This is a genomic window from SAR324 cluster bacterium (assembly GCA_029245725.1).
Taxonomy (GTDB): Bacteria; SAR324; SAR324; order SAR324; family NAC60-12; genus JCVI-SCAAA005.
In genome coordinates this window covers 1-9,221 of the sequence record JAQWOT010000187.1, presented here as the reverse complement: position 1 = coordinate 9,221, position 9,221 = coordinate 1, and the positions used below count along the sequence as shown (strand labels likewise).

Annotated in this window: 11 protein-coding genes; all 11 read left to right on the top strand. The window is 49.4% G+C overall.

Going from position 1 to position 9,221, the window contains the following annotated elements:
- A partial coding sequence (locus P8O70_10025) for a hypothetical protein (GenBank protein MDG2197209.1) occupies nucleotides 1-630 on the top strand: 630 nt, incomplete at its 5' end.
- Nucleotides 617-1,294 (top strand): ribose-5-phosphate isomerase RpiA, encoded by a 678-nt coding sequence (rpiA, locus tag P8O70_10020; protein MDG2197208.1) that lies wholly within the window; start codon nucleotides 617-619, stop codon nucleotides 1,292-1,294. The genes P8O70_10025 and rpiA, both read left to right, overlap by 14 nt.
- 37 nt (nucleotides 1,295-1,331) lie before the next feature.
- A complete protein-coding gene (gap, locus tag P8O70_10015) occupies nucleotides 1,332-2,339 on the top strand; it encodes a type I glyceraldehyde-3-phosphate dehydrogenase (protein MDG2197207.1) in 1,008 nt (335 codons plus the stop codon).
- 23 nt (nucleotides 2,340-2,362) lie between these two features.
- Nucleotides 2,363-3,238: a class I SAM-dependent methyltransferase gene (locus P8O70_10010; protein ID MDG2197206.1), complete on the top strand. Its 876-nt coding sequence runs from the start codon at nucleotides 2,363-2,365 to the stop codon at nucleotides 3,236-3,238.
- Nucleotides 3,235-3,570 (top strand): hypothetical protein, encoded by a 336-nt coding sequence (locus P8O70_10005; GenBank protein MDG2197205.1) that lies wholly within the window; start codon nucleotides 3,235-3,237, stop codon nucleotides 3,568-3,570. The genes P8O70_10010 and P8O70_10005 overlap by 4 nt, the downstream gene beginning before the upstream one ends.
- A gap of 24 nt (nucleotides 3,571-3,594) precedes the next feature.
- Nucleotides 3,595-4,872, top strand: coding sequence for a DNA adenine methylase (locus P8O70_10000; GenBank protein MDG2197204.1), 1,278 nt, complete (start codon nucleotides 3,595-3,597; stop codon nucleotides 4,870-4,872).
- On the top strand, nucleotides 4,872-5,084 hold the full coding sequence (locus P8O70_09995; protein ID MDG2197203.1) for a hypothetical protein: 213 nt from the start codon (nucleotides 4,872-4,874) through the stop codon (nucleotides 5,082-5,084). The genes P8O70_10000 and P8O70_09995 overlap by 1 nt, the downstream gene beginning before the upstream one ends.
- Nucleotides 5,084-5,452: a hypothetical protein gene (locus P8O70_09990; GenBank protein ID MDG2197202.1), complete on the top strand. Its 369-nt coding sequence runs from the start codon at nucleotides 5,084-5,086 to the stop codon at nucleotides 5,450-5,452. Before P8O70_09995 ends, P8O70_09990 begins: the two co-directional genes overlap by 1 nt.
- Nucleotides 5,453-5,475: 23 nt before the next feature.
- Nucleotides 5,476-6,114: an MBL fold metallo-hydrolase gene (locus P8O70_09985; GenBank protein ID MDG2197201.1), complete on the top strand. Its 639-nt coding sequence runs from the start codon at nucleotides 5,476-5,478 to the stop codon at nucleotides 6,112-6,114.
- A gap of 105 nt (nucleotides 6,115-6,219) precedes the next feature.
- Nucleotides 6,220-6,669, top strand: coding sequence for a hypothetical protein (locus P8O70_09980; protein ID MDG2197200.1), 450 nt, complete (start codon nucleotides 6,220-6,222; stop codon nucleotides 6,667-6,669).
- Between the two features lie 95 nt (nucleotides 6,670-6,764).
- Nucleotides 6,765-9,221 (top strand): methyl-accepting chemotaxis protein (locus tag P8O70_09975; GenBank protein ID MDG2197199.1); only part of this gene is annotated, 2,457 nt, incomplete at its 3' end.

Sequence of the window (9,221 nt, the reverse complement as noted above, 5' to 3'; positions counted from 1 at the left end):
CAACCAATTGAGCATGCTTGGGCACTGCGTTTGATTCCTGAATTAGAAGTTTGGCGTCCATCAGATGCGCTGGAGACTGCTGCAGCTTGGGCCTACGTGCTTGGCCGTGATCATGTTTTTACTCCTGCTGCAATCCTGCTGACTCGTCAGAAGACAGCATTGCTGGAGCGGATGGAGGACTTTGATCCGCGAGATATGCTACGTGGTGCCTACATTGTTCAGGATTTTTCTTATGAACTGGATGAGAAGGTAGCCTACTCTCTGAAAAATCCAGACTGTCCCGGTCTAGTTTTAATTTCGACAGGCTCTGAAGGTGGAGCAACCCAGCAACTGCGCTTGGAACTTCAGCAACTTGGAATCCCGACTCGCCATGTATCGATGCCCTGCATTGAGGCAATGGAATACGAGGATCCGAGCTTCCAAGACTACTTGTTTCCTGCAGATTCATTGGTGGTTTCGATCGAAGCTGGTAGTGAAGGACCGTGGCGCAAGTACGCAGACTATCTGCTGGGCTACAGCGATTTTGGTGCTTCTGCACCAGAGAAAGAACTCCGCAAGCAGTTTGGCTTTGAGCCAGAACAACTTCGTGACACCCTGATCGAATGGCTAAAGGAAGATGGTGTCATCTAACAACAAGCAGCGTGCAGCGGCAGCAGCGGCAGAACTGATCACCGATGGAATGATACTTGGGTTGGGAACCGGAACGACAGCCAGCTATCTGGTCCAGATTCTTGGTGAGCGAGTCCGCCATGGCCTACGTATTCAGGGAGTGCCAACCTCTGAGGCAACACAACAACTTGCTGTAGCGGAAGGTGTTCCGCTGACTACCCTCGAAGAGCAACCAGTACTTGATCTCTGCTTGGATGGGGCAGATGAGGTAGACCCTGCACTGAATCTGATCAAAGGAGGAGGAGGTGCCTTGCTCCGAGAGAAGATTGTCGCCTCAGCAGCTCGTCAACGCATTATCATGGTGGATGTCAGCAAGTGTGTAGACTGTCTTGGGGCTTTCCCTCTAGCGGTAGAAATCATTCCTTTTGGTTGGGAAGTCACCAGGCGACAATTAGAACAATTTGGAGGCGTTCCTACTCTGCGCCAACGAGAAGGAAAGCCTTTTGTCACTGATCAAGGTCACTACATCATCGATTGCGCCCTGTCACAAATAGAAGATGCCCCTAGGCTCAACCACCAGCTGAATCAGTTGCCCGGAGTGGTTGAGAACGGTCTTTTTGTGGATATGACAGACCGACTCATCATCGGTAGTCCCGATGGCATTACCGAAAAACATAAAAATTGATTCACCCCCTATAAGTACCTAAGAACTGGAGAAGTCCATGGCGATTCGTATTGGTATCAACGGATTTGGAAGAATTGGGCGCATGGTCGTCCGGGCTGGTGCAAATGACCCGAATCTTGAACTTGTAGCAATCAATGATCTGCTCCCTTCAGAAAACCTAGCCTACATGTTCAAGTATGATTCGACTCATGGGCGCTTCAGAGGCGAAGTCGCTTCTGACGGTAATCAACTGCTGATCAATGGCAAAGCCATCCAGTGCAAAGCGGAGCGTAATCCAGCTGATCTTGGCTGGGGAGATCTTGGTGTTGATTACGTAATTGAATCAACAGGCCTCTTCACTAACGCCGAGACTGCAGGAGGACACCTCCAAGCGGGAGCCAAGAAAGTTGTAATTTCAGCGCCTGCAAAGGGTGATCTGAAAACCCTGGTGATGGGTGTTAATCATAACGACTACGATCCGGGCAGTGACCATGTAGTTTCCAATGCTTCCTGCACCACCAATTGCTTGGCACCTATTGTCAAGGTTGTCTTGGACAACTATGGGATTGAAGAAGGCTTGATGACGACGGTACATGCTGTCACAGCGACCCAGAAAACAGTTGATGGACCCTCATTGAAAGACTGGCGTGGAGGAAGAGGAGGTTTCCAGAATATCATTCCTTCGAGCACTGGAGCTGCCAAAGCAGTGGGGCTTTGTATACCTGAGGTTAAAGGTAAGCTGACTGGAATGGCTTTTCGAGTACCAACTGCCAACGTCTCAGTGGTCGACTTAACAGTGCGCACGGAAAAGGCTACTTCCTACGAAGAGATCGGCGCTGCCATGAAGGCTGCTGCAGAAGGAAGCATGCAGGGTGTTCTAGGATACACTGAGGACCAAGTGGTATCCTCTGACTTTATTGGTGATGCTCGTTCCTCTATCTTTGATGCAACTGCTGGAATTGGCATTGGTGATCACTTCTTCAAGCTGGTCTCCTGGTACGACAATGAGATTGGCTACTCCAATCGTGTTCTTGACTTGATTCGCTACATGGCCCAAAAGGGCTGATCTTCCTACCGCAGGGAGGCTATTTGAGTAGCCTCCCTCTTCACCAAACCATCATGGAATCCCAAGCGCCCAAGGTTGAACTCAAAGAAATTGGACTGGACGTTGGTCTGGCAGTCGCTCGTCACTTCTACAAGACAGAGTATCTGCACTATGGTTTTTGGACGCCCGAACTGAGTGTTGAACCTGCCAATGTGCTACAGGCTCAAGAAAACTACGCCAACTTGTTGCTAGAGACGATCCCAAAGGGAGTCAAACGTATTTTGGATGTAGGCTGTGGTTCTGGGAAGTTTGCTCAAAAGATGATCGAGCATGGTTACGAGGTTGACTGTGTTTCGCCCAGTCCCTACCTGACGAATTACGCTCGAGGTTTGTTGGGGGCGGATGTGAAGATCTTTGAATGCCGCTACGAAGACCTGAAGACGGATCGAAAGTATGATCTGGTCCTCTGCAGTGAGAGCTTTCAGTATCTCCACTTGGAGGCAGCGTTAGAAGAAACGCTGGCTCGCCTGAACCCGTCAGGGCATTTGCTGGTCTGTGATTTTTTCACGATTCCTGCTGATACGAAGAGTCCAATTAGTGGGGGCCATCGATTGGAAAATTTCTATCAGGTGCTTGGTGGATATCCTCTACAAATCTTATTGGATCAAGACATCACTAAAGAAACCGCTCCTTCTCTGGATCTGATGGACAGCCTGCTCCGCGAGGTTGTTCAACCAATCTGGAATGCCGTTGCCTACTACACCCGTAGCAATGCGGCCTGGTTGGCTTGGGGTGTTTCCAAAATCTACCGCAAGAAAATTGAGAAGATCAATCGTAAGTACTTCTCTGGAGGAACGAGTGGAGCCTCTTTCTCGAAGCACAAGTCCTATCGGTTGATATTGCTGCAGAAGACCGAATGAGCCAATTGGCGTACCTTCCCGGACCCTGGCAACTCCACTATCACTACGAGCGCCACTGCTTCCGGATTTGTACGAAGGAAGGAACGACCATCCTAGAACTGCCTGCCCAAGAAGATGAAGAGTGGCGAAACACGCTACACCTACTGGCTGCTGCACCAAAACTCTATGAAGCGCTGCGCGAACTACTTGCATCTCAAGAAGAAGCTCTGCTGAAGGATGAGCTTGGCTGCGAGTGCGAACGATGCAATCAGGCTCGCTATCATGCCTACCAAGCACTTGGAAACGCAGAAGGACGAGTTGCACTAAAAACTGGTGATCCTGGTAGTGCCTGAACAAGAACTCTTTCCCAAGATCCAATGACTGCTGAAACTGAACCTAAGTTTCGTCGCATTCGACGTTCTGCCTCTCAAGCTAACCTTGAATCTCGTCACCAAGGACGTGAAGGAAGGATGCTGGAGAATGCCTTGCGCACTCCTCCTCAGGGACGTGAAGGCTATTCCTTGACCCATGGGTTGCATCCCTATCCTGCTCGCTTCCACCCCAATTTGCCTCGTACCATTCTGAAATGGTTGGCACAGGAACATGAGGGCCAGTCACCCCGCTTGTGTGATCCCTTCATGGGTGGGGGAACGCTATTGGTTGAGAGCCTTTGCCGAGGATGGGAGGTCACAGGCAACGACATTAATCCGATTGCAGCACTGGTTGCTAGGGAACGTTGCCGTGGTCGTCTGCCCAAGCATGCTGTAATGGTCTGGAATGCCTTGGAATTCCTCCAAAACGAAGTCGAGCGACGGCGTCGTGATAAGATTCGAGTCGAGCATCCCCACTTGTCCATGCTGAAAACCCACTACCAACCCCATATCTTTGCTGAGATGCTGCAGTGGTCGGATTGCTTGGAACAGCTCTATCCAGGTCCAGATCGAGATACCTTACGCTTTGTTTTTTCCAGTTTGGTTGGTAAGTTTTCCCGTCGCATTGAAGAAGGGAATGACGGCGAAAAAAAGGAAAAAGGTAATTTCCCGCGTGGAGCTTTCTCTTTGTGGATGCAGCGAAAAACCCGAGAGGTGCTGGAACGTCAGCAGGATCTGAGTCGACGTCTGACTGACCCAAAAATGCGGCCACAAATCTGGCAGCAGGATGTGCGGGAATTGAGCTTGCCACAAGGTTGTGATCCATTCGATTGTCTGATCACTAGTCCGCCCTATCCAGGAACCTATGACTACCTTGATCATCATCGCTTACGGTTGCGCTGGTTGCACTTCTCCATTCAGGAACTTGCGCTGAAGGAGATTGGCACACGACGACAGCATTCGGCTGCACAGTGGAAAGAAGTGTTCCGTACGTGTATGCTGAAAATGCGGCAAGTGACGGTATCAGGTGGACATTGCTTCTTGGTCTTGGGAGACTGGGTAGACCAAGGTCACAAGACAGATGCACTGGAATATGTTGAAAAGTATGCGGACAGTGTCGGTTGGGCTGTGGAAGGTGCCGCTTCGGTTCGCCGTCCCGTCTACGAAGAACAATTGAAAGAAGATTTTGGAGAAAGTGGTCGCTGGGAACACCTGATCTGGCTAAGAAACCAAGTGCAGGCTCGGCCACCCAGCCCTGTCTCAACAGAGGAGGAGGAAGAATAGTGTCAGGAAAGCGTTTCGTCTTTGCTGCATTCTCAGGTATGTGGGTGATTTTTCATGTCTTCACCAGCCTGGTGGTTAATTTTGAAGACAATCGATTGCGTTTTTTTGAGGGCATCGATGTGTCCAATTTTCTGCTGGTAGGAGTGCTGCCGGTTGTGGTGGGCTGGGGTGCCTTTTTCTTTTGGGAACGAGTAAGAACCTCCCAATCCTGATGGTTTGGAACAATAGTCATTTGTGGTGGATCTGGTTTTTTCTTGGCGGGTTATGCTGGCCAATTACGCTGTTGGCCCAGTCGGCTTTTCAAGAGGAAGTTCGTAGCTACAACCATGAACAGTCTCTGCTTCGTCAGGGGCAAGCCCATCTGCGGGCTCATCGCTATGAAGTAGGTTTGGAGAAACTGAACCAACTGCTCTTGGAATACCCAGAGCACGCAGAAGGACACTATCTGCGTGGCAATGCATACTATTACTTGAAACAGCGCGAGCCCGCCTGTACTGACTGGCGCAAGGCCTGTGATCTAGGTCAGTGTTATGGCCGGACCTTTGCCACCTTTGAGAGAGTCTGCGAGGATCCTTCCTGAATTTTCCTTCCTTTGGAGCTTTGATGTTTGGTCTCGGTTATCGGATTTGTCCTGTCACCCCCTTTGTTCAGAACTGTTCTTTGATCTGGTGTAAAGCAACTCGCCAAGCTGCTTTTGTGGATCCAGGGGGGGAAGTGGATCGTTTACTGGGAATTCTGGAAAAAGCAGATCTTACTCTGGAGAAGATCATCCTGACTCACGGTCATCTAGATCACGTTGGAGCGACAGGAGAGATGGTTGAGCGACTTGGTGTTCCGGTAGAGGGTCCCCATGAAGATGATCTGTTTTGGATTGAAGCTTTAGATGAGCAGAGTCGCTACTTCAACTTCCCAAAGGTGTCTGCTTTTCTACCAAACCGTTGGCTCCGTCAGGGTGACGAGGTAACTTTTGGAGAACAAACCCTACAGGTTCGTCATTGTCCAGGACACACTCCCGGACATGTGGTGCTGATCCATGAACTGTCCCGCCGGGTTTGGGTGGGTGATGTGCTCTTTCAGGGCTCGATTGGTCGGACTGACTTCCCACGTGGAAACCATGCACAGTTGCTGGAGTCCATTCGTACCCAACTCCTGCTCTTGGATAATGATTTTGCGTTTGTTCCTGGACACGGACCTGAATCAACGATTGGTCACGAGAAGCAACACAACCCCTTCCTACAATAATTCCCTGCCAGCTTAGGTTCTAAGTGCTGTTTCTGAAAAGGAATGGTGATTGCAAATTGAGAGATATCCCTTTATTAATCACTCTATCTTGTGAAACCGGGTGACATGCAAGCAGCCAAACACGAGCGATCGCAGGATTCTTCAGAAGATCTGCTTCCGTCATCCCAAACAGCGCCTAGAAGATGGTTGCCCTGGGCTGGTGCACTCTCCTGGATGGCTTTGATTGGCTCAACCAGCCTTGTTTTGCCACAATATCTTCCTGTTACTCAGGCAGAAGCTCTACTGTTAAGTATCGGCAGCGCAATTCTTTGTAACTTGCTTGTCTTACGAACCCAAGTGTACTTTCTCAATAACTGGTTATATGACAACCAATGGTTTCCAGATTGGGAGAATTGGACGATGGACCAAGAAGAAGAGGCAGAACTGGAGGCAGAAGTCTTAGCACTGCTGAACGCTGGGCGTAAATTTGAAGCCATTCAACTAGTTCGCAGCTATACGGACTGTACACTTCACGAAGCCAAGGAATTCATCTACGTGTTGGAATCTGGCAAGTAATTCCCGACTGCCGCTCTCACCTCCTCGTCCTCTCTGAAAATATTCCCGAGTCCTTCAAATCTTCCTAGTCCTGTTCCTGTAACAAGGAGAAGACCTTGCGACTTAAAGACATTCCAATGCAGCGCAAGCTGGTTGGCAGTTTTTTGCTTGTGGGCTTTGTACCAGCCATATTGCTAACAGCTGTTGGTGTACTAGTGGCTACTACTTCACTAGTTACACAAACCTACGAACAACTGAGTGGACTGCGTGAGAATAAACAGCAGCAGCTAGAGACTTATTTTGCTCAGCAGCAAAGTGATCTGGAAGTGACAGGCAAGACAGTAGAAAGTTTTCAGATAGCTGCAAAGAATAAGTTGACTGCAATTCGAGATGCAAAACAGATAGCGTTGCAGGAGTACCTGCAGACAATTAAAGCCCAGAGCATCGACTTAGCCAAAAATAAGCTGATTGTTGAGAGCATGTGGGCTTTGCCCAATTTTTTTCGAAATTATATTCCAGAGCAAAATCTAAAGGAGGCCGATCTCAATAGAATGCGAGAAGAATTACGAGGATACTGGGAAAACGAATTTACTGATAATTACCAGCAATTGAATGGTAGAACAGCCCCAGAGACGGAAAAATATTTCTCTAAGTTAGACGATGCAAGCATTGCTTTGCAGCATGCTTTTATTGTCAATAATCCTAATCCAATTGGGCTGAAAGATGCGCTCAACAAACCCGATGAAACGGCTTACAGTAGGCTCCACTCTGAACTGCAGCCCTTCATCCGAGACTATCTGCAAACGTATGGATTCTATGACATCTTCCTTGTGGATTCTAAAAGCAGTCGAGTTGTTTATTCCGTTTTCAAGGAACTCGATTTTGGTACTTCTTTGGTAGATGGACCTTTTGCTGAGACAGCGTTGGGGAGAATTTTTCAGCTAGCCAACTCTGCGGATGCTCCCGGTGAGTTTTTTGTTGAGGATTTTGAGCCCTATTGGCCTAGTTTTAATGCTCCAGCTGCGTTCATGGCGGTTCCCATTTTTGAGGAAACATTGACGGGCCAAACCCAATTGGGAGTGGTAATTTTCCAGTTCCCTGTGGATCGTTTCAAGAATGTGATGAGTGATCGTAGCGGTTTAGGAGAGACTGGGGAGACCTATCTAGTTGGCAATGACCTACGCTTGCGTTCCGATTCTTTTCTAGATCCTCAAAATTTTTCGATAGAGATCTCGTTCGTCAGAGGGACAATAATCGATACGGCTCCTGTCCAGGCGGGTCTGTTTGGAGAATCGGGAGTGGGTGTAGTGAAAAATTATCTGAACCAGTATGTGCTAAGTGCATGGAGTCCTTTTACATTTGAAAAATTCAACTGGGTGATAGTCAGTGAGATGGCAGTCAGCGAAGTACTCAATCCAAGAGACGAGGAGGGGGCTGAATTCTATGCTAGCTATGTAGAGTTGAATCAATACTATGATCTGTTTCTGATCCATCCAGATGGTGAGATCTTCTACACTGTTGCCAAGGATGTCGACTACCAAACAAATATCCTGAGTGGACCCTACTCAGAGAGTAATTTGGGCAGAGTGGTACGACAAGCGATCAGTGCAGAAAGCATAAGCTTCATAGACTTTGAGTCATACGCTCCAAGTGGAATGGCTCCTGCTGCGTTTCTAGTGAATCCAGTCCTAAGGGCTTCATCCCAGGAAGAGGATGATTGGCAGGCATTTATTAAAACGTGGTCTGGTGTTCAAGAGGGGGAGGGAAATACTCAATTGTTGGTTGCCTTACAGTTGTCAGACAGCGCCCTGAATGAAGTGATGCTGCAACGCACCGGTCTCAGAGAGACTGGAGAGTCCTATCTGGTGGGTCCTGACCTCAAACTACGAACCAGCACCCGTGATCCCAACCGTAACCTGGCCTCCTCTCTCAGTGGAGAGGTCTCTCTCAATGGGGCTGACACCGAGCCAGTCCGCTTGGCCCTGGCGGGTCAGAGTGACACTGGTCTCTATCAAAACTACAATGGCGACTGGGTGCTGGCTTCCTTCTCTCCGATTAATGTCCATGATCAAACCTGGGCTCTGATCACTGAGATCCAGGCTTCTGAAGTCCTGCGCCCTGTCTGGATCCTTGCTCTGGTAGTGTTGGTCCTGCTGCTGGGTGTCGTGGCCCTGGTGGTCCAACTGGCCCTCTTCTTCTCCCGTAACATCACGGAGCCAGTCACCCAGACTGCCCTGGCCCTGCAAACCATTGCCGAAGAGCAGGACCTGACCGTACAAGTTGATGTTGAGCAGGAAGATGAGATTGGCCAGATGGCCGAAGCAATGCGTCAGATGGTCTCTCAACTCAATAGCGCTCTGCAGCACGTGGAGTGGTCTTCTCGTCAGGTCCAGCAGGAGTCGGGTGTGTTGGAGAGTACAGGTCGGCAGTTGGCTGAGCAGTCCTCAACCCAGGCAGCCTCGCTGGAAGAGATTAGCTCTTCGATGGTGGAGTTGAATGCCCAGACCAAGCACAACCATGAGCTCTCAACCCGGGCGAGTAGTGAGAGTCAGCAGATGAGCCGTCAGACGCAG

Bases quoted from the DNA above. Each gene is read 5' to 3' on its own strand.
- rpiA (MDG2197208.1), top strand. From the start codon at position 617: ATGGTGTCATCTAACAACAAGCAGCGTGCAGCGGCAGCAGCGGCAGAA.
- gap (MDG2197207.1), top strand. From the start codon at position 1,332: ATGGCGATTCGTATTGGTATCAACGGATTTGGAAGAATTGGGCGCATG.
- P8O70_10005 (MDG2197205.1), top strand. From the start codon at position 3,235: ATGAGCCAATTGGCGTACCTTCCCGGACCCTGGCAACTCCACTATCAC.
- P8O70_10000 (MDG2197204.1), top strand. From the start codon at position 3,595: ATGACTGCTGAAACTGAACCTAAGTTTCGTCGCATTCGACGTTCTGCC.
- P8O70_09990 (MDG2197202.1), top strand. From the start codon at position 5,084: ATGGTTTGGAACAATAGTCATTTGTGGTGGATCTGGTTTTTTCTTGGC.
- P8O70_09985 (MDG2197201.1), top strand. From the start codon at position 5,476: ATGTTTGGTCTCGGTTATCGGATTTGTCCTGTCACCCCCTTTGTTCAG.
- P8O70_09980 (MDG2197200.1), top strand. From the start codon at position 6,220: ATGCAAGCAGCCAAACACGAGCGATCGCAGGATTCTTCAGAAGATCTG.